The following is a 230-nucleotide window of genomic DNA, read 5'->3' on the forward strand; positions in this document are numbered from 1 at the left end:
CGTGTCTCAGGAGCCTGCGCCGGCAGCGGCGCCCGCGCCGCTGCCGGGCTGGCGCATCTGGACCTGGGCCGCCCTGGGCGCGGGCCTGCCCCTGGCGCTGCCCTTTGTCGCCCGGACGCTGGCCTCCGGGGCCGGCGAAGGGGCCTTGGCAAGCTTCAACTACGCCTGGAAGCTGGTCGAGCTGCCGCTGGTGCTGGCCGTGCAACTCGTCGCCGCGCTGGCCTTTCCGG

General features: G+C 75.7%; 1 protein-coding gene. It reads left to right on the forward strand.

Annotated elements, in window-relative coordinates:
* Nucleotides 1–230, forward strand: a 230-nt coding sequence (locus tag VTU_RS34230) for a hypothetical protein (protein WP_040894015.1), incomplete at both ends; no start/stop codon positions are given.

The organism is Verminephrobacter aporrectodeae subsp. tuberculatae At4, from assembly GCF_000193225.1.
GTDB lineage: Bacteria > Pseudomonadota > Gammaproteobacteria > Burkholderiales > Burkholderiaceae_C > Acidovorax > Acidovorax aporrectodeae.